We start from the raw sequence: 18,839 nt of genomic DNA, 5'->3' as shown, positions 1-18,839 counted from the left end.
TCGCCCGGTGCGCAGCGCCGCGGAACACGCGGTCACGGACCGCTGCTCACTCGATGGTGAGGAGGCCCCAGATGCGCGCAAGCGTGGGCGACCAGCTTGTCCAGCACGGCAGGGTGGTCGGACAGCACGACAAGGTCGGCGAGATCGTTGAAGTGCTCGGCCAGGGGGGCAACCCCCCGTACCGCGTCAGGTTCGAGGACGGGCACGAGGGCCTGTGCTCCCCGGGCCCCGACACCGAGATCCGGCACCGGAGCGCCCAGCCTTCCGCGTCCGGACAGTCCCCCATGACCGGCCGGCCCCCGACGACGGGACAGTCCCCCACGACCGGCCAGTCCCCGATGACCGGCCAGTCCCCGGCGACCGGGCAGTCTCCGACGACCGGCCAGTCCCCCACGACCGGCCGGCCACCGATGACCGGCCGGTCCCCGATGACCGGACAGTGACTCAGCGCGCGGGGTTCGCCGGCTGCCGGTAGTGGTCGGCGATCACCCGCGCCATCGCGCCGATCGGGTCGGCCGCCACGTCCTTGGCGGCGAAGAAGACGTGCCCGCGCACCTGCGGATGCTCGCGGGCCAGCGTCAGATGCCGGGACAGCTCGGCCGGGTCCTGCCACGGCGCGGGCTGCGCCGGGTTCCCGGCCCGGTACAGGGCCTCGCCGATGTACAGCTTGGTCGCGGTGCCCCGGGCGACCTCGGACCACCACGGGACCAGCTTGGCGTAGTCGGCGGCGGAGTAGCCGATGTACCAGTACAGCTGCGGGCAGATGTAGTCGATCCAGCTCTCCCGCACCCACTTGCGGGTGTCCGCGTACAGGTCGTCGTACGCCTGCAGGGCCCGGGTGTCCGAGCCGAGCGGGTCGGTGGCCGCGTTGCGCCACACCCCGAAGGGGCTGATCCCGAACCGGGCGGCGGGCCGGACCTTCTTGATGTCCGCCGCCATGTCCCGCACCAGCCGGTCGATGTTGTCGCGCCGCCAGTCGGCCCGGTTGCCGAAGCCCCCGCCGTGGCGGTCGTAGGCCGCGTCGTCGTCGAAGCTCTGGCCCGGCACCGGGTAGGGGTAGAAGTAGTCGTCGAAGTGGACGGCGTCGATCGGGTACTTGGCGACGGCGTCGAGCATCGCGGTCCGCACGAAGGTACGGACCTCCGGCAGCCCCGGGTTGTAGTACAGCCGTCCGCCGTAGCTCACCACCCACTCCGGATGGCGGCGGGCGGGGTGGCCGGGCACCAGCCGGTCCGGGTCCCCGTGGGTGGCGACGCGCAGCGGGTTGAACCAGGCGTGCAATTCCAGTCCGCGCCGGTGGGCCTCCTCGACGGCCGTGCCCAGCGGGTCCCAGCCGGGGTCCTTGCCCTGGGTGCCGGTGAGGAACTGCGACCACGGTTCGTACGGCGAGGGCCACAGCGCGTCGGCCGCGGGCCGCACCTGGAAGATCACCGTGTTGAGGCGGCTGCGCACCGCCTGGTCGAGATGGGCGAGCAGTTCGGCGCGCTGCTGGGCGGCGCTCAGTCCGGTCCGCGAGGGCCAGTCCCGGTTGGCGACCGTGGCCAGCCACATGCCGCGCATCTCCCCGGCCGCCGCGCCGCCGCCCCCGTGGCCCGTCTTCCCGGCCGAGGTGGCCTGATCCGGCCGCCCGGTGTCCCCGGCGTCGGGCGCCGGGTCCTCGTCGGCGGGCGACCTCCCGGCCCGCGCGTGGGCGGCACCGGCCTCGCCCGTCATCAGCAGGGCCGACACCGCTGCCGCGGCGAACGCCCGACGGGTCACACGTCCCATGGCAGAACACCCCCTACACCGCGTCCTGGCGCGGTCACGGATCGTCTCCGGGCCCAGAATGCCCGACCCCGGCGATCGATCATCGATACTTGGCGGTAACGTGCACGAACGGAGCAGGCACGAAGCAGGCTCGACGCAGGCCCCGGGACCCGGCGGCCCTGCCGCGGCCGAACGGATCAGCGAAGGGGACGATGTGACAGGCATCCCAGCGGGAGACATCGCGCGCGTCGGAGTGGTCGGCTGCGGCCAGATGGGTGCCGGTATCGCCGAGGTGTGCGCCCGCGCCGGACTGGACGTCAAGGTCGCCGAGACCACCGGCGAGGCCCTGGAGATCGGCCGCACCCGGCTGTTCAACTCCCTGGCCAAGGCCGCCGAGCGGGGCAAGATCAGCGAGGCCGAGCGGGACGCCACACAGGCCCGGCTGAGCTTCACCACCGACCTCGGCGAGTTCGCCGACCGCGATCTGGTGATCGAGGCGGTCGTCGAGAACGAGCAGGTCAAGACCGAGATCTTCCAGGTGCTCGACCAGGTGGTGACCCGCCCGGACGCGATCCTGGCCTCCAACACCTCCTCCATCCCGCTGGTGAAGCTGGCCGTCGCCACCGCGCGGCCGGACCAGGTCATCGGCATCCACTTCTTCAACCCGGCCCCGGTGCAGCAGCTGGTCGAGCTGATCCCGGCCCTCACCACCTCCGAGGGCACCCTCAGCCGGGCGCAGCTGTTCACCGAGAAGGTGCTCGGCAAGCACGCCATCCGCGCCCAGGACCGCTCCGGCTTCGTGGTCAACGCGCTGCTGATCCCGTACCTGCTCTCCGCGATCCGGATGTTCGAGTCGGGCATCGCCAGCCGCGAGGACATCGACAACGGCATGGAGATGGGCTGCGCCCACCCCATGGGCCCGCTGAAGCTCTCCGACCTCATCGGCCTGGACACGGTCGCCTCCGTGGCGCACTCGATGTACGAGGAGTACAAGGAGCCGCTGTACGCCGCTCCCCCGCTGCTCCAGCGCATGGTCGACGCGGGGCGGCTGGGCCGCAAGACCGGTTCCGGCTTTTACACGTACGGCTGACCGGCGCGCGGCTGATTACCCAGCGCTAGCTGTAAGGGCCCGGCACCCGGACAAGGTGCCGGGCCCACGTGTTTCACACACCGTGTGCGCGGCGGCCACGCATATGCCGTGCGCACACACTCCCCATGCGCCGACCAGGCGAGTTGACTCAGGCATGCGCATGCAAGAGACGTGAGAGAACACGGAAAGGAGCGGTTTCGTGACCGCCGATCCCCAGCAATCCGTCTCCCTGGAGGAACTCGCAGAGTTACGTCGCCGCCTCGACGTGGCGTACGCCCGCGTCGAGGGCGGACTGGCCCTGCTGTCCCACCGCACCGAGGAGACCGCCAAGGAAGTCGACGAGCTGCACACCCGGCTCGTCCACCTGGAGCACGCCCGGTGGCCGCTGCCCTCGATCACGGCGGTGACCGCGATCGGGGCCCTGGTGGTGGCCATCTGGCAGGCCTTCGGACGCTAGCCACCCCCTGGGGCCGGGCCGTTCGCCTAGGGCACGGTGTCGTGGCCGAGCCGGAGATGATGCAGTAACAGCAGTGCGGCCGCCATGTTGGCGGCCGGGACCTCACCGCGGGCGACCAGGTCGGGGACGACCTTGAGGGGGACCCATTCGCGCCGGTCCGACTCGAAGTCGTCCACGGGGTGACCGACGTACTCGCCCGCGTCGGCCCAGTAGATGTGGTGCCGGGCGTCGGTGAGCCCGTTGGACGGCTCCACGCTCATCAGGTGGCGCAGCGGTCCCGGCCGCCAGCCGGTCTCCTCCTCCAGTTCCCGGGCGGCCGCCGCCGCGATGTCCTCGCCGTCCTCGACGACGCCGGCCGCGAGTTCCCACCCCCAGCTGTCGGTGATGAAGCGGTGGCGCCACAGGAGCAGGACCTCGTTGGCCTCGTTCACCACCGTGGCCACGGCGACGGGCCGCAGCCGTATCAGGAAGTGGTCGAGATGCCGGCCGTCCGGCAGTTCGACATCCGCCAGATTGACGCTGAACCAGCGGTTTTCATACACAGTTTGTTCGTTCTGTTTCGTCCACTGCATGGTTCTGCCACCTTCCGCCGAGTAAGTGGCAATATCGCAGCAGGAGCGAGCGGGCAGCAGGCGCACGGCGGCCGCTCGCGGGGCGGCGGCGGGCGCAGCGTGTCGCGGGGTGTCGCAGGGGATCGCGGTGGATCGCGGTGAATCAGCGTGAACGGCTGTGCGGCAGGGGGCATGACGGTGCACGGCTCGGGTGTGGCTCGTGCGTGGCGTGGGCATGGCGGTGCGGCACGGTGTCCCCCGGACGGGACCCCGGAAGGGGCTACAGCGGTACGCGCAGGGCCCCGTCGATCAGTTCGGCGGCCTCCGCCGTGCCGGCGCCGCCGCTGCGCGTCAGGTGCTCGCGCACCGCGCGGAGTCTGTCCCGCAGCCGCTGCGACTCCATCCCCCGTGCCTGCTCCGCCATCCGCACCGCCGTGTCCACGGCCTTCTCGGCGTTGCCCTGGCGCAGCTCGATGGTGCTGAGCATGGCCAGCCGGTGCACCCGGCCCCGGTCGTGGGCGGGGGTGTCCACGGCCGCCTCGGCGTGCTCGCGGGCCGCCGCCAGTTCGCCCAGGCTGAGCAGCGCCTCCGCCACCTGGACGTTGACCAGGCCGGGCTGCACATAGCCGGTCTCGTCCGGCTCGTACCCGCGGCGGATCCGCTCGGCGGCCTGCTCGGCCCGCCGGATGCAGGACAGCGCGCTGCTGCCGTCGCCGAGGTGCGCGTAGGCCTTCGCCTGCATCGCGTACAGGTCGGAGGCGAGGGCGGGCGTGATGTGCCGGCCGGCGGTGCGCAGCGCGGCCTCCGCGAACGCCACGGCCTGCCGGTACTCCTTCATGAACAGCGACTGGTTGACCAGCAGCGCGATCACGTACGCACCCAGTCCCCGGTCCCCGCTGGCCTTCGCCAGCCGCAGCGCCTGGTGGAAGTAGCGCTGGGCGAGGCCGTGCGCGTCGGAGTCGTAGGCGCAGATGCCCGCGATGGCCACCAGCCCGCCGGTGGCCCGGTGCAGCTGACGGCCCGTCGCGTCGGTGTAGCCGCCGCGCAGCAGCGGCGCGGCCTCGGCGTTGAGGAAGCCGACGATCCGGGTGCGGGTCGCCACCCCGCCGGCCTTGCGGTACATCTGCTCGTAGTGGGTGCGCGCGGCACGCAGCATCTCGATGTCGGCCGGGGTGACCCGGTGGCGTCCGCCGCGGGAGACGTCGACGTCCTCGGGCGGGTTCTCCCACTCCCACACCGGCATCACGGCGGGGGTGCCGGTGACCGCGGGGGCGCCCAGGATGTGCGGGCGCTGTTGCTCGTCGGAGCGCCACAGCGCGGTGGCCCGCTCCACGAAGCCGGAGAGCGAGGTGCCGTGCCCGCCGGGCTCGCCGCCGGGGACGCCGAGGCCGATGTCGTCGAGGGTGACCGGCCGGTGCAGCCGGGCGGCGAGCACCTCGCAGATCAGGTCGGGCACCTGGCCGCGCGGGCGCTGGCCCTTCAACCAGCGGGCCACGGCGGTGTGTTCGTAGCGGAGCGCGAGGCCGCGCGCCCGGCCGGCCTGGTTGACGTGCGCGGCCAGCCCGGCGTGCGAGATGCCCGCCTCGTCCAGGATCGCGTCGAGCAGGGTGTTGGGCTGCATGGGTCAGGCCCCCCGGTGGTGGCTCGGTGCTGACAGCGTAGTGAATCCGGCTTCACACGGGGTGTGAACGGAGTGCCCGAATCCGGACCGTGCGCGCGCTGTCGCGGGGAGTCGCCGGCGGGTTGACTGAAATGCCTCGAAAGAGGCCGGGCCGTCGGCTCCCCCTCGTACAGTGCGGCGGCCCGTGTTCGCCGTCCGCCCCGTCGCCTGCCCGACACTCCGTGGCGGGGCGGACGGCTCGCCCGCCGGGCACGGACCCGGTCCGCCCGGTCGACGGGACACCCGCTACAGGTGCTTCGTGGGCTGCGGCCGGGTCGTGGCGGAGCGCGCGGCCGCCCGCGCGCCCGAGGGGGCGCGTCTGCGCGGCCGTTCGTCGCGCAGGACCAGGAAGGCGACGTCGTCGGCCGGGGCTCCCTGGGTGTGGCGCAGCAGGCGGGTGAACACGGCGGCCAGCAGCGCCTGGGGAGTTCGCGCGCCCGCGCTCAGCGCCGCCGCGAGCACGGCTGCCAGCGGGAAGAACCGGCCGTGCGGGTCCCGGGCGTCCTCCGCGCCGTCCGTGTGCAGGAACAGCACCTCACCGGGACGCAGCGCGGGGCAGGCCACCGCGGGCAGTTCGGGCGGCAGCGGGAACGGACCGAGCGGGGGCAGGGGTTCGGCTCGCGACAGCGGCTCGACCCGGGTGTCCAGGAGCCGGTACGGCCAGGGGTGGCCGCAGTTGAGGGCGCGCACCTCGCCCTCGCGTCCGATCTCCAGCAGCAGCACGGTGACGAAGTCCTCGGCGACCGGGCTCTCCGGGTCCGCCGCGGCCCGTTCGCGCAGATGGCGGGCGAGGGCCCGGTCCAGGCGGCGCAGCACCCGGCCGAGGTCGGGCTCGTCGTGCACGGCCTCGCGGAAGCTGCCGAGCACGGCGGCGACGGTGCCGACGGCGCCGATCCCGTGCCCGCGGACGTCGCCCATCACCGCCCGGACGCCGTGCTCGGTGGCGACGACCTCGTACAGGTCGCCGCCGACCGCGGCACCCCGGTCGGCGGACAGCTGGGCGGCGGCCACCCGCAACCCGTCGATCTCGGACGGCAGCGGTCGCAGCAGCGTGCTCTGCGCGGCCCCGGCGACCTCGCGGACCTGCTTGAGTTCGCGCAGCAGCACGTGCCGCGCGTGCAGCACCAGTCCGGTGCCGACGGCGAAGAAGACGGCGCTGGTGGCGATCCGCGCTCCGAGCCCGGTCTGCTGGGCGAGCGGGCAGCCCAGTTTGTAGGTGATGGCCATGGCGCCCCAGGCCGTGGGCAGTCCCAGCGCGAGCACTCGGCGGCCGGGCCCCCGTGCCCTGATACGGATCATGCGGATGGCCCCCCATGTAGGCCCTGACAGCGCAGACCGACCCCGAAAGGCCGGTCCGATTCTGTCGACCGCAAGCCCCGATCGAGCCAGATCGCCCGTTTTTCTCACTCGAATGAGTGAGGAGGCTGTGGGGGGCGAAGCCTCCTCACAAAGGGACGGGCCCCCCGCAAAGGAACGGGCGCGCCCCCCGCAAAGGGACGGGCGAGCCCCCCGAAAAAGGGCGCGGGGTGCTGCGCGACCGGCACGGACGGCTTGAAGCCGCCGCCCACGGTCGCGCAGCACCCCGCTCGGCAGGCGCCGGGGACTAGCCCCGCAGCACTGCCCCGGTCCGCTCCGCGGCCAGCGCCACCGCCGCGTCCCGCGCGGCGGACGCCTCGTCCACGGTCAGGGTCCGGTCCGAAGCCCGGAACCGCAGCGCGTACGCCAGGGACTTCTTCCCGTCGCCCAGCTGCTCGGCGTTCTCGTACACGTCGAACAGCCGGATGGCCTCCAGCAGTTCACCGGCGCCCTCGCGCAGCGCGGCCTCGACCTCCGCGTGCGGCACCGGCTTGTCGACGACGAGCGCGACGTCCTGCGTGGCCACGGGGAACGTGGAGATGCCCGGTGCCTGCGGCGTGTCGTCGCCGGCCCGCTCCAGCGCGTCCAGGTTCAGCTCCATCGCGCAGGTCCGCTCGGGCAGCCCGAGCGCCTTCAGCACGCGCGGGTGCAGCTCGCCCGCGTGCCCGACGACCTGCTCGGTGCCGTCGGCGACGACGAGCAGCTCGGCGCACCGGCCCGGGTGCCACGGCCCGTACTGGCCCTTGCGCACGACCAGTTCGGCGCCGGCCTCACGGGCGACGAGACGGGCGGCCTCGACGGCGTCGGCCCAGTCGGACGGGCGGCCCTTGCCCCACCAGCCGGCCTGCTCGCGGGCGCCCGCGAGGACGGCGGCGACGTGGCGCGGCTGCTCGGGCAGGGCTGCGTCGAGCGCGGCGATCTCCTCGTCGGTGGGCCGGCGGTCGACCGGGACGTGCCCGGCGACGGGCCGCTCCGCGCGCGGGTGGAAGACCAGACCGGTCTCGAACAGCGCGAGGTCGTGCGAGCCGCGGCCGTCGTTGCGGCGCAGCGCGCCGAGCAGGCCCGGCAGCAGCGAGGTGCGCAGCGCGGGCTCCTCGTCGCTGAGCGGGTTGACCAGCTTGACCACGCGGCGGGCGGGGTCGTCGGCGTCCAGGCCGAGCTGGTCGAAGACCTGCTCGCTGACGAACGGGTAGTTCGGGGCCTCGACGTAACCGGCGCCGGCCAGCGCGCGCCCGACCCGGCGGTGCAGCCGCTGCCGGTGGGTGAGGCCCCGGCCGGACGGCGGCTTGGGCAGGGTGGAGGGCAGGTTCTCGTAGCCCTCCAGCCGGATGACCTCCTCGGCGAGGTCGTTCGGCTCCAGCAGGTCGGGCCGCCAGGAGGGGACGGTGACGATCAGCTCGTCCTGCCCGTACACGTCGCAGCCGATCTCCTGCAGTCGCCGTACGACGGTCTCGCGGCCGTAGGTGACGCCCGCGACCTTGTCGGGGTGGTCGGCGGGCAGGGTGATGGTGTGCGGCGCGGACGGGGCGATCACCTCCGTGACGCCGGCGTCGGCGGTGCCGCCCGCGAGCAGCACGAGCAGGTCGACGGTGCGCTGGGCCGCCGCGGCGGCGGCCTGCGGGTCGACACCGCGCTCGAAGCGGCGGGAGGCCTCGGAGGACAGCTTGTGGCGGCGGGCGGTACGGGCGATGGAGACGGAGTCGAAGTGCGCGGCCTCGATCACCACGTCGGTCGTGGCGCCCTCGGTGTCGTCGTGGTCCGCGATCTCCGTGTTGGCGCCGCCCATGACGCCCGCGAGGCCGATGGGGCCGCGGTCGTCGGTGATGACCAGGTCCTCGGCGTGCAGCGTCCGCTCGACGCCGTCGAGGGTGACGATCTTCTCGCCCTCCTCGGCGCGGCGCACGCCGATGGTGCCCTGGACCAGCCCCCGGTCGTAGGCGTGCAGCGGCTGGCCCAGCTCCATCATCACGTAGTTGGTGACGTCGACGGCGAGCGAGATCGGGCGCATGCCGACCTTCTGGAGCCGGCGCTGGAGCCAGATCGGGGAGCGAGCCTCGGGGCGCAGTCCGGAGACGGTGCGGGCGGTGAAGCGGTCGCAGCCGAGCGGCTCGGAGATCTTGACCGGGTAGCCGAAGGCGTTCGGCGCGGGGACGTCGAGCAGGGCCGGGTCGCGCAGCGGCAGGCCGTAGGCGATGGCGGTCTCGCGGGCGACGCCGCGGATGGACAGGCAGTCGCCGCGGTTGGCGGTGACGGCGATGTCCAGGACCTCGTCGACCAGTTCCAGCAGCTCGATGGCGTCGCGGCCGACCTCGGTCTCCGGGGGCAGCACGATGATGCCCTTGGTGCCGTCGTCGCCCATGCCCAGCTCGTCGCTGGAGCAGATCATGCCGTGCGAGACCCTGCCGTAGGTCTTGCGCGCGGCGATGGAGAAGCCGCCGGGCAGGGTGGCGCCGGGGAGGACCACGACGACCTTGTCGCCGACGGCGAAGTTGCGGGCGCCGCAGACGATCTCCTGGGGCTCGCCGGTGCCGTTGGCCTGGCCGACGTCGACGGTGCAGAAGCGGATCGGCTTCTTGAAGCCCTCCAGCTCCTCGATGGTCAGCACCTGGCCGACGACCAGGGGGCCCTTGAGGTCGTGGCCGAGCTGCTCGACCGTCTCGACCTCCAGACCGGCCGAAATGAGTTTGGCCTGGACGTCACGGCCGGTCTCGGTGGCCGGCAGGTCGACGTACTCCCGCAGCCAGGAAAGCGGGACCCGCATCAGATCTCCATCCCGAAGGGCCGGGTGAACCGGATGTCACCCTCGACCATGTCTCGCATGTCTTCGACGTTGTGGCGGAACATCAGCATCCGCTCGATGCCGAACCCGAAGGCGAAGCCGCTGTACTTCTCCGGGTCGACGCCGCAGGCGGTGAGCACCCGCGGGTTGACCATGCCGCAGCCGCCCAGCTCGATCCAGCCCTCGCTGGAGCAGGTGCGGCAGGGGCGGTCGGGGTTGCCGACGGACTCGCCGCGGCAGACGTAGCACACCATGTCCATCTCGGCGGACGGCTCGGTGAAGGGGAAGAAGTTCGGCCGCAGCCGGGTCTTCATGCCCTCGCCGAACAGCGACTGGACCATGTGGTCCAGGGTGCCCTTGAGGTCCGCCATGGTCAGGCCCTCGTCCACGGCGAGCAGCTCGACCTGGTGGAAGACCGGGGTGTGGGTGGCGTCCAGCTCGTCGGTGCGGTAGACGCGGCCGGGGCAGATCACGTAGACCGGCAGCTCACGGTCGAGCAGGGAGCGGATCTGCACCGGCGAGGTGTGGGTGCGCAGCACGACGCCGGAGTCGGCGGTGCCGTCCGGACCCTCCACGAAGAAGGTGTCGGCCTCGCCGCGCGCCGGGTGGTCCGGGCCGATGTTGAGGGCGTCGAAGTTGAACCACTCGGCCTCGACCTGCGGGCCCTCGGCGACCTCGTAGCCCATGGCCACGAAGATGTCCTCGATCCGCTCGGACAGGGTGGTCAGCGGGTGGCGGGCGCCGGCCGGGACGCGGTCGTACGGCAGCGTGACGTCGACGTCCTCCTCGACCAGCACGCGGGCGTCCCGCTCGGCCTCCAGCTCCGTCTGACGGGCGGCGAGCGCCTTGTTCACGGCGCCGCGGGCCATGCCGACCCGCTTGCCGGCGTCGGCCTTGGCGTGCGGGGGCAGGGCGCCGATCTCGCGGTTGGCGAGGGCCAGCGGGGAGGTGGGGCCGGTGTGGGCGACCTTGGCCTCGTGGAGCGCGTCGAGGGAGTCCGCGGCGGCGAAGGCGGCGAGCGCCTCGTCCCGCATGCGCTCGATCTCTTCCGGTTTCAACGCCTCGACCTCGACAGGGTCGTACGACTTATTGGGTGCCGACATCTCTTCCCGTGCTTCCGATTGGCTGGCGGATGGTCCCCGTGACCGGCCGGTGAGCTGGCTCGTCTGGGCCGTGTGCAGGACACAAAGGTGCCAAAGGCCGAGTCTAACGGGGTGAGGGTGGACGAATGCGCCCGTGGGTCACTGGGCGAGATACGCCGGTGCCCCCACGGGCAAGGTAAATCGGAACTCGGCGCCGCCCTGGGGGGCGCGGCCGACGGTGATGGAGCCGCCGTGGGCCTCGACGATGCCCTTGACGATGTAGAGCCCGAGGCCGGTGCCGCCGCGCTTGCTGCCCCGCCAGAAGCGGGTGAAGACGCGGTTCATGGACTCCTCCGGGATGCCGGGCCCCTCGTCGCTCACCGTGACCGACGTGCCGGCCTCCTCCCCTTCGCGGGGGGACGCCGTGGCCGTGATGTCGATGGTGACGGTTCCCTCGCCGTGCCGCACCGCATTTTCCAGCAGGTTGCTCAGCACCTGGTCGATCTTGTCGGGGTCGGCCCACAGGTCGGGCAGCGGCTGCTCGATGCGCAGCAGGAACCGGTCGGCGGGCTGCCCGGCGGCGACGTACGCCTGGATGTGCCGGCCGACGGCGGCGCCGATGTCGACGGGCTGGCGGCGGACCTCCAGGCGCCCGGAGTCGATCCGGGAGATGTCCAGCAGTTCGGCGATGAGCCGGGTGACGCGGTCGGCGTCCGCGTCGACGGTCTCCAGCATCAGCCGCTTCTGGTCGTCCGTGAACCGCTCCCACTTGGCGAGCAGGGTCGCGGTGAAGCCCTTGACGGAGGTGAGCGGGGAGCGCAGTTCGTGGGCGACGGTGGCGATCAGCTCGGCGTGGCTGCGTTCGGTGCGGCGCCGGGCCTCGGTGTCGCGCAGGCAGACCACGACGCGGCGGACGGGCCCGGTGGGCTCGGCGCGCACATAGCGGGCGGAGACGAGGACTTCCCGGCCGCCGGGCAGCAGCAGGTTGCGCTCGGGCTGGCGGACCCGGATGGCGAGCCCGCCGTAGGGGTCGGTGAGCTGCCACCAGCGCCGTCCGTCCAGGTCCTCTAACGGCAGGGCCTTCTCCAGGCGCTGCCCGAGGGCGTCGGCGGCGCGGACGGCGGTGATCCGCTCGGCGGCGGCGTTGAAGCAGACGACGCGGCCGTGCTCGTCGGCGACGACGAGGCCGTCGGGCAGGTCGTCGGGATCGATGCCGAGCTCGGCGGCCGGGTCACCGGCCCGGGGCGCGGGCGGGTGCCGCGTGTCCCGTGCCCCCGGTGCGCTGCTCGTGCCGACGCTCATCCCCGTATCCCACCTCTCCGATGGTTGAGTGGGCCCCGAGCCCGTCACCCTACTAGGCGCTGCCGCCGGATTCCCGTCGTCCGGCCGAAGGGCGGGCCCGGCGGCAGCGCCTCAGCTCTCGGTGACGGTCCGGCACCCGCCGAAGGCGCGCTGTGCCCGGGCCGAGGCATACAGACATACGGCGGCGGCGGTGGCGAGGTTCAGACTCTCCGCCTTGCCGTGGATCGGGACGCGGACCACGGCGTCCGCGAGGTCGCGGGTCTCCTCCGGCAGGCCCCAGGCCTCGTTGCCGAAGATCCAGGCGGTGGGGCCGCCCATGGTGCCCTTGTCCAGCTCGTCGTCGAGGTCGTCGGTGCCGGCGCCGTCGGCGGCGAGGATGCGCACCCCGGCGTCCTTGAGCCCGGCGACGGCCCGCTCGACGGGCACGCCGACGGCCACGGGCAGGTGGAACAGGGAGCCCACCGAGGCGCGTACGGCCTTCGGGTTGTACAGGTCGACGGAGGCGTCGGTGAGGACGACCGCCTCGGCGCCCGCGGCGTCGGCGCAGCGCAGCACGGTCCCGGCGTTCCCTGGGTCGCGGACGTGCGCGAGGACGGCGACCAGCTTGGGCCGCGCCTTCAGGATCTCCTCGAACGGGGTGTCCACGAACCGGCAGATCCCGACGAGTCCCTGCGGGGTGACGGTGGTGGAGATGTCGGCGATCACCTGCTCGGAGGCGAGGTGGACGCGGGCGCCGGCATCGCGGGCCTCGCCGACGATGTCGGCGTACCGCTCGGCGGCCTCGACGGTGGCGAACAGCTCGACGAGGGTGTCCCCGTACGCCGCGGCCTCGCGCACGGCCTGCGGTCCCTCCGCGAGGAACAGCCGCTCCTTGCCCCGGAAGTTCCGCTTGGCCAGCCGCCGGGCGGCGGAGACGCGGGGGGAACGGGGGGAGATCAGCTCGGGGCTGGCGGGGGGCATCCTCTTCTTCACCTTCAGCAGTTCAGCAGTTCAGGTTCGCTGTCTTGCGGTCTTCACCGCACAGCGACGGACGACACAGCAACGGACCCGCGGGCACACAGCCCACGGGTCCGTTCCGTCACGTCGGCTCAGCGCCGGCGCCGTGTCACGCGGCCTTGGGCGCGTTGACGTCCGACGGCAGCGCCTTCTGCGCGACCTCGACGAGCGCGGCGAACGCGTTCGCGTCGTTGACCGCCAGCTCGGCCAGGATCTTGCGGTCGACCTCGATGTTCGCGGCCTTCAGACCCTGGATGAAGCGGTTGTAGGTGATGCCGTTGGCGCGGGCAGCGGCGTTGATGCGCTGGATCCACAGCTGACGGAAGTCGCCCTTGCGCTTCTTGCGGTCGTTGTAGTTGTAGACCAGCGAGTGGGTGACCTGCTCCTTGGCCTTGCGGTACAGGCGCGAACGCTGACCGCGGTAGCCGGAGGCCTGCTCGAGGATCGCCCGGCGCTTCTTGTGGGCGTTGACTGCCCGCTTGACGCGTGCCACTTTTTAACTCCTTGTAGCGGGGTCGTGGTTGTCCTCACACGACCCGGAAATCGATTGGGTCCCGGTGTCTCGGTGGATCAGGCGCTGGGCGCCCGACCTCACTTGCCGAGAAGCTTCTTGATCTTCGCGGCGTCGCCCGGGGCCATCTCGGCGTTGCCGGTGAGGCGACGCGTCACGCGGGACGACTTGTGCTCGAGCAGGTGGCGCTTGCCGGCGCGCTCGCGGAGCACCTTGCCGGAGCCGGTGATCTTGAAGCGCTTGCTGGCACCGCTGTGCGACTTGTTCTTCGGCATAGCGCCGTTCTCTCCTCGTCGGTGGCGCTCCGGTGCCCGGTCGCGAGAACCGGGCACGGTGGAGCGTCGTACTTGTTTCGGATACTGCCTCGGGACTCGGAAGTCCCCGGGATCACGCCTCGGCGGGTTCCTCGGCGGCAGCCTCGGGGGCGGCCTCGGCGTCGGCAGGGTTCTGCGAACGACCGGGGTTGGCCTTCGCGGAAGCCTTGCGGGCCTCCTGCGCCTGGCGTGCCTCGGCCATCGCCTCGGTCTTCTTCTTGTGCGGACCGAGGACCATGATCATGTTGCGGCCGTCCTGCTTCGGGTTCGACTCGACGAAACCGAGGTCCTGGACGTCCTCCGCGAGGCGCTGCAGCAGCCGGTAGCCCAGCTCGGGCCGGGACTGCTCGCGACCACGGAACATGATCGTGATCTTGACCTTGTCGCCCTGCTTGAGGAACCGGACGACGTGACCCTTCTTGGTGTCGTAGTCGTGCGGGTCGATCTTCGGCCGGAGCTTCATCTCCTTGATGACCGTGTGCGCCTGGTTCTTGCGCGCCTCACGGGCCTTCATGGCCGACTCGTACTTGAACTTCCCGTAGTCCATGAGCTTGCACACGGGCGGACGGGCGTTCGCCGCGACCTCGACCAGGTCCAGGTCGTACTCCTGCGCAAGCTCCAGGGCCTTGGCAAGCGGCACGATGCCGACCTGCTCGCCGCTGGGACCGACAAGTCGCACCTCGGGAACGCGAATCCGGTCGTTGATGCGGGGCTCGGCGCTGATGGATCCTCCTCGGTAGCACCACGCGACGGTCTGGCGGACAGCCGCGTAACGTCTGTGTTCGTTAGACCTAACCGCGCCGAAGCAGAAAAAATGCCCCGGACGATCACAGGCGGGGCTCCTCGAACTGCTACCGGAGCACCGCCGCGATCACCGCGGGGCGCGCATTCGGACGGATAGCCGCCTCGGGGACGGGACCGTCTGACCGGTGACCCGCCGCCCCTGGGGGCGGTCAGGTGGGAGTTCGAAAGCCTCCACTTGTGGGCCGGGCTCGTGAACTGTGAGGCACACGTGTCCGACCGGTCGTTACACAAGGTTAGCAGCCTCGCCCGCAAAGGGCTAACCGAGGCTGACTACGACCGGTCCCTCCGCAGCACCTATGGTGAACGCCATGAGTGAAGAGACGCCCGACTTCGACGCCATGACCCGCGACATCGCGGAGGTCCCCGCCGTCGAGGTGATCGTGACGGTGGCCGTCAACCTGATGAGCGCCGCCGCCGTGAAGCTCGGTCTGACCGAGGAGGGCGACAAGCACAAGGACCTGGACGAGGCCCGCAAGCTGATCCACGCGCTGGCCGGCCTGCTGGACGGCAGCGCCACCGAGATCAGCTCGTTCCACGCGGCGCCGCTGCGCGACGGCCTGAAGTCGCTCCAGCTGGCGTTCCGCGAGGCGTCGATCGTCCCGGACGAGCCGGGCCAGGGGCCGGGCGAGAAGTACACCGGGCCGGTCTACGGCTAGGCGCCGGCTGCCGCTTCACCATTCATCCGCGTACGTACAAGGGCTCGCCCGGAGGCGTGGTCCCGGCCGGCAGCAGTGCCAGGTCGAGGCCGCGCACCAGGCGGGCCCTCAGTGTCTCGTCGGCGGCGAGCCGCCGCGCCACGGCGCGGGCGGTGTCGGCGGGGGCGGCGGCCGGGTCCAGGACGAGGGCGAGGGTGCCGTCGGCCTGACCGGGTCCGAGGTGGGCGCGGATCACGGACGGCTCGGCGGCTACGGCGGTGCGCACCGCCTCCAGGACGGCCGGGTCGGCGAGCGGGTCGGTGGTCGTACGGCCCTCCGCCAGCGCCAGCAGCGCCGGGCCGGTCAGCTCGAACGGCACGGGTCCGGCCAGGTCCAGGACGACCGTGTCCGCCTTCTCGTGCGCGGCGGCCTGGAGCGCCTGGTGCAGCGGTACGGCCACGGGGCGGGCCTGCGGGTCCCAGCGGGCGAGGGAGTCGGTGGAGGTGAACGCGGGCAGCGCGGTGCGGCCCGCGGCCTTCAGCGTGGGGACGGCCATGTCACTGGTCTTCTCGCGGCGCAGCCCGTTCTCGTCCTCCTCGACCTCGCCGAGCACGGCGACGACGGGCACGAGCAGCCGGGCCCCCTTGAGGGCCCGCAGCACCGGCTCCACGGCGGTACGGTCCTGCGCCCAGGCCGCGAGCGCCGCACTCAGCCGCGGATCGGCGGAGCCGTCGTCGTCGGAGAAGCCGGGGTCGGGAATGTTCTTGTTCGCCACCTCACCGACCCTATCGGCACGCTCAGGGGCGTGACGGTGGGGGCTGCGCGGGGCGGCTGCGGCGCGGGGCGGCTGCGGCGAGGGGCGTGGCCGCTGGCTGGGGGCTGGTGCTGAGGCCGGAGGCCGGGGGCGCTGGGCGGAGGCCGGGGGCCGGGGCCGGAGCCCGAGGGCCGGAGGCCGTCCCGGCCAAGTGGGGGGCAGGGGGCGTCCGGACTCGGGTGATGCTGCGGCCCGGCGGCGGCAGGCCGATACTGCGCCCTGGGCGCGGGGGATGCGGCATCTCGGTGCGGGCCGTACGGCGCCTCGGCGCGGGCGATGCGGCAGCGGGCTGGGGCGCGGCGGGCCGGTGCGGTGGTCGGGACTGGGTGGGGCGTGCGGCGGGTGGGGGGTTGGTTCAGTAGTCGGTGTGGTGGGGGCGGCGGCCTCGCCACAGGATCACGGCGGTCACGAGGAGGACGCCGCCGGCGCTTCCGGCGAGGGGGCCTGCCCAGGCGGTGGTGCCGGCGTCGCGGGCGGTGGTGTCGGGGCCGGGGCCGAAGTAGGGCTTCTTGTAGGCGGTCGAGTGCAGGCCTGCCGGGTCGAGGCGGGCGGCGGCCTCGATGGCGGCGGCGGGGTCGATGAAGCCGAAGCCGCGGGAGTCGTCGCGGCCGTCGGCGGGGGCGTTGCGGGCGGTGTCTTCGAGGAGGCGCTTGATCTGGGCCGGGGTGAGGTCCGGGTGGGCGGCCTTGACCAGGGCGACGGCGCCGGAGACGAACGCGGCGGCGGCGCTGGTGCCCCAGCCCTCGTAGTACTTGCGGTCCGGGTCGGCGATGACGACGTCGACGCCGGGGGCGCTGACCGTGGCGTACCAGCGGCGGGTGGAGAACGAGGCACGGGTGCCGAACTTGTCGACGGCGGTCGCGGCGATGACGCCCGGGTAGGCGGCCGGGTACGAGATGTGGTCGCCCTTCTCGCCGCCGTTGCCGGCGGAGGCGACGACCACGGAGCCCTTCCGCAGGGCGTACTGGACGGCCTCGTCCTCGGCCGGCTCGGGGTGCGCGGAGGCGGAGTCGTCGCCCAGGGAGAGGTTGATGACGTCGGCGCCCTGGTCGGCCGCCCAGCGGATGCCGTCCGCGAGGGCGTTGCCGCGGGTCTTGCGGGCCTTGCCGCGCGCCGGGTCGCCGTCCTCCAGGATCACCCGGACGGGGAGGATCTTCGCCTCGGGCGCGATGCCCATGACGCCCTCGGTGCCGCCGTAGCCGTGTCCGTGCCCGGCGATGATCCCCGCCATCGCGGTGCCGTGCCGGGCCCACGCGCGGTCGCCGCGCTGCGCGCCGAAGCCGACCATGTCCTGGCCCTCCAGCACGTTCCCGGCGAGGTCGGGGTGGGTGGCGTCGACGCCCGTGTCGAGCACGGCGACGGTGATGCCCGCGCCCTTGGTGGTCTGCCAGGCCTCGCGGGTGTGCAGGGCGTCCAGGGCCCACTGCTGCGCGCGGATGCTGTCGGCGTGCGCGGCGGTGGGCGGCACCAGGGCGACGGAGGCGGCGAGGAGGGCGCCGAGCAGGGCGGCGCGGCGGGTCCCGCGGCCGGTCCCGCGGCGGGGTGTCCGGCCGGTTGCCCGGCCTGCTGCTCGGCGGTGCGTGGTGCGGCGGGTCATGAGGGCTGCTCCGTGGCGGCGACGACGGACTTGCGCAGGCTCCGTTCGACGCGGTCGGCGAGGCCCTTCGCCTCGTGGCCGAGGCCTGCCTGGGCGGGGGCCGTGGTGGCGCCGGAGGCCATCGCGTCGGCGGCGGGCTGCGGTTCGTCCACGGCGCGGCCGTCGGCCCAGCCGGAGACGGCGTAGACGACGACGGGGGCGTCGGTGAGGACCGAGAGGGTCCACGAGGCGCGCTGGGCGTCGCCGAAGCCGGCGGCCGCGGTGCCCTTCGCGGCGTAGGGGCGGGGCATGAGGTCGGTACGGCGGTACAGGCCCTCGTCCTTGAAGCGCGCTTCGAGGGAGCGCATACCGGCGGCGTCGGCCTTGGTGAAGAGCAGGCCGACGGTGGTCACGTGGCTCTGGGTCGCATCGGTGTAGGTGGCGCGCAGCAGGCGGGCGCAGCCGGCGGGGGCGAGGGCCTTGCGCAGCAGCGGGTCGAAGGCGTCCGCGCAGCCGCCGTCCGGGGCGACGGCGATCCGGGTCCAGGTGCGGTCGGCTCCGCCGGGACCGGCGCCGCGGCCGGCCACGGTGGGCGGGAACAGCCGGTCGACGGGCACGTTGTGCCAGAGTCCGGCGGCCGTCGCGAAGGCGCCGCGCTCACCCGCCTCCGAGGAGTCGCCGACGAGCCAGCTGCCGGTGACCGCGCCGCCGATCAGGCCGAGCCCGAGGACGACGCAGGCGGCGGCCGCGACCGTGTGCCGGCGCACCCGGCCGCCGAGCGGGCGGAACGGCGGGCGATCGCCGAAGGGGTCGCCGAGGGCGTGGGTCATCGAGAGTCCGGGGGCTGGTGGGGCGCTCCAGGAGTGACGGAGGTCCGGTGCCGCCGGGCCTTGACCGCCCTGGCTCCCGCCCTGACTACGGCTCTGGTCCCGGCCGTGGTCCCGGCCTTGGACCCGGCCTCGGCCTTGGCTCTGGCCGGGGAGCCGGGCGGGGTGCTCGGCGCGCGCCGGGTGCGACGGGTAGGCGGACTGCGCCGGGTGCGCGGGCTGTGACGGGTGCGACGGGGCGCGGTCCCGACGTAGCCGCCACCGACAACGAGAATGCGCGCACGTTCCTTCACCATCCCATGACGCACCCGGCGCCTGCGTTTGTCCACAGCCCCGGCA

The 18,839-nt window shown here is 73.1% G+C and carries 17 protein-coding genes and 1 pseudogene; 4 read left to right on the top strand and 14 right to left on the bottom strand.

The window, feature by feature from the left end; genetic code table 11:
* Window positions 1–71 precede the first annotated feature (71 nt).
* A pseudogene (locus AB0K92_RS23515) lies at window positions 72–251 on the top strand (DUF1918 domain-containing protein); the annotation flags it as partial.
* A 193-nt stretch (window positions 252–444) separates the two neighbouring features.
* Here AB0K92_RS23515 and AB0K92_RS23510 read toward each other — a convergent pair.
* Window positions 445–1,767 carry a family 10 glycosylhydrolase gene (locus AB0K92_RS23510; protein ID WP_365925834.1) on the bottom strand — a complete coding sequence of 441 codons (1,323 nt, stop codon included), beginning with the start codon at window positions 1,765–1,767 and terminating at the stop codon, window positions 445–447.
* Window positions 1,768–1,960: 193 nt separating this feature from the next.
* Between AB0K92_RS23510 and AB0K92_RS23505 the strand changes: the two genes are divergently transcribed.
* Complete coding sequence (locus AB0K92_RS23505) at window positions 1,961–2,836, top strand: 3-hydroxybutyryl-CoA dehydrogenase (RefSeq protein ID WP_165996865.1); 876 nt, start codon at window positions 1,961–1,963, stop codon at window positions 2,834–2,836.
* Between the two features lie 199 nt (window positions 2,837–3,035).
* Window positions 3,036–3,293, top strand: coding sequence for a hypothetical protein (locus AB0K92_RS23500; RefSeq protein ID WP_365925832.1), 258 nt, complete (start codon window positions 3,036–3,038; stop codon window positions 3,291–3,293).
* Between the two features lie 26 nt (window positions 3,294–3,319).
* Here the strand turns inward: AB0K92_RS23500 and AB0K92_RS23495 are convergent, their stop codons facing one another.
* The 10 genes from AB0K92_RS23495 to infC all read right to left on the bottom strand — a co-directional run bounded on the left by AB0K92_RS23495 (window position 3,320) and on the right by infC (window position 14,568).
* Complete coding sequence (locus AB0K92_RS23495; protein ID WP_165996868.1) at window positions 3,320–3,865, bottom strand: NUDIX domain-containing protein; 546 nt, start codon at window positions 3,863–3,865, stop codon at window positions 3,320–3,322.
* A 259-nt stretch (window positions 3,866–4,124) separates the two neighbouring features.
* Window positions 4,125–5,465 (bottom strand): transcriptional regulator, encoded by a 1,341-nt coding sequence (locus AB0K92_RS23490; RefSeq protein WP_365925829.1) that lies wholly within the window; start codon window positions 5,463–5,465, stop codon window positions 4,125–4,127.
* Window positions 5,466–5,750: 285 nt separating this feature from the next.
* Window positions 5,751–6,803, bottom strand: coding sequence for a PP2C family protein-serine/threonine phosphatase (locus AB0K92_RS23485; protein WP_365925827.1), 1,053 nt, complete (start codon window positions 6,801–6,803; stop codon window positions 5,751–5,753).
* 304 nt (window positions 6,804–7,107) lie between these two features.
* Window positions 7,108–9,621, bottom strand: a complete 2,514-nt coding sequence (gene pheT / locus AB0K92_RS23480) for a phenylalanine--tRNA ligase subunit beta (RefSeq protein WP_365925825.1) — start codon at window positions 9,619–9,621, stop codon at window positions 7,108–7,110.
* On the bottom strand, window positions 9,621–10,742 hold the full coding sequence (pheS, locus tag AB0K92_RS23475; RefSeq protein ID WP_165996877.1) for a phenylalanine--tRNA ligase subunit alpha: 1,122 nt from the start codon (window positions 10,740–10,742) through the stop codon (window positions 9,621–9,623). The genes pheT and pheS overlap by 1 nt, the downstream gene beginning before the upstream one ends.
* A gap of 138 nt (window positions 10,743–10,880) precedes the next feature.
* Window positions 10,881–12,023, bottom strand: coding sequence for an ATP-binding protein (locus AB0K92_RS23470; protein WP_165996879.1), 1,143 nt, complete (start codon window positions 12,021–12,023; stop codon window positions 10,881–10,883).
* 111 nt (window positions 12,024–12,134) lie between these two features.
* The gene (locus AB0K92_RS23465) at window positions 12,135–12,983 is read right to left on the bottom strand and encodes an RNA methyltransferase (RefSeq protein ID WP_365925822.1); all 849 of its coding nucleotides are present in this window, start codon (window positions 12,981–12,983) and stop codon (window positions 12,135–12,137) included.
* 145 nt (window positions 12,984–13,128) lie between these two features.
* Window positions 13,129–13,512: a 50S ribosomal protein L20 gene (gene rplT / locus AB0K92_RS23460; RefSeq protein ID WP_016642495.1), complete on the bottom strand. Its 384-nt coding sequence runs from the start codon at window positions 13,510–13,512 to the stop codon at window positions 13,129–13,131.
* A 98-nt stretch (window positions 13,513–13,610) separates the two neighbouring features.
* Window positions 13,611–13,805, bottom strand: a complete 195-nt coding sequence (gene rpmI, locus AB0K92_RS23455) for a 50S ribosomal protein L35 (RefSeq protein WP_003977225.1) — start codon at window positions 13,803–13,805, stop codon at window positions 13,611–13,613.
* Between the two features lie 112 nt (window positions 13,806–13,917).
* Window positions 13,918–14,568: a translation initiation factor IF-3 gene (infC, locus tag AB0K92_RS23450; RefSeq protein ID WP_166004705.1), complete on the bottom strand. Its 651-nt coding sequence runs from the start codon at window positions 14,566–14,568 to the stop codon at window positions 13,918–13,920.
* A gap of 388 nt (window positions 14,569–14,956) precedes the next feature.
* Here infC and AB0K92_RS23445 point away from each other — a divergent pair, with 388 nt between their 5' ends.
* Complete coding sequence (locus AB0K92_RS23445; protein ID WP_165996883.1) at window positions 14,957–15,304, top strand: DUF1844 domain-containing protein; 348 nt, start codon at window positions 14,957–14,959, stop codon at window positions 15,302–15,304.
* A 22-nt stretch (window positions 15,305–15,326) separates the two neighbouring features.
* Here AB0K92_RS23445 and AB0K92_RS23440 read toward each other — a convergent pair whose 3' ends face one another.
* The 3 genes from AB0K92_RS23440 to AB0K92_RS23430 all read right to left on the bottom strand — a co-directional run bounded on the left by AB0K92_RS23440 (window position 15,327) and on the right by AB0K92_RS23430 (window position 18,503).
* Entirely contained in the window at window positions 15,327–16,058 is a 732-nt protein-coding gene (locus AB0K92_RS23440; RefSeq protein ID WP_365925819.1) for an SseB family protein, read from the bottom strand.
* A 394-nt stretch (window positions 16,059–16,452) separates the two neighbouring features.
* Entirely contained in the window at window positions 16,453–17,694 is a 1,242-nt protein-coding gene (gene mycP / locus AB0K92_RS23435) for a type VII secretion-associated serine protease mycosin (protein WP_365925817.1), read from the bottom strand.
* Window positions 17,691–18,503: a hypothetical protein gene (locus AB0K92_RS23430; RefSeq protein ID WP_365925815.1), complete on the bottom strand. Its 813-nt coding sequence runs from the start codon at window positions 18,501–18,503 to the stop codon at window positions 17,691–17,693. Before AB0K92_RS23430 ends, mycP begins: the two co-directional genes overlap by 4 nt.
* Window positions 18,504–18,839 lie beyond the last annotated feature (336 nt).

The organism is Streptomyces sp. NPDC052687 (assembly GCF_040678395.1).
In the GTDB taxonomy this organism is placed as follows: domain Bacteria; phylum Actinomycetota; class Actinomycetes; order Streptomycetales; family Streptomycetaceae; genus Streptomyces.
This window is presented reverse-complemented; position numbering and strand designations above follow the sequence as displayed.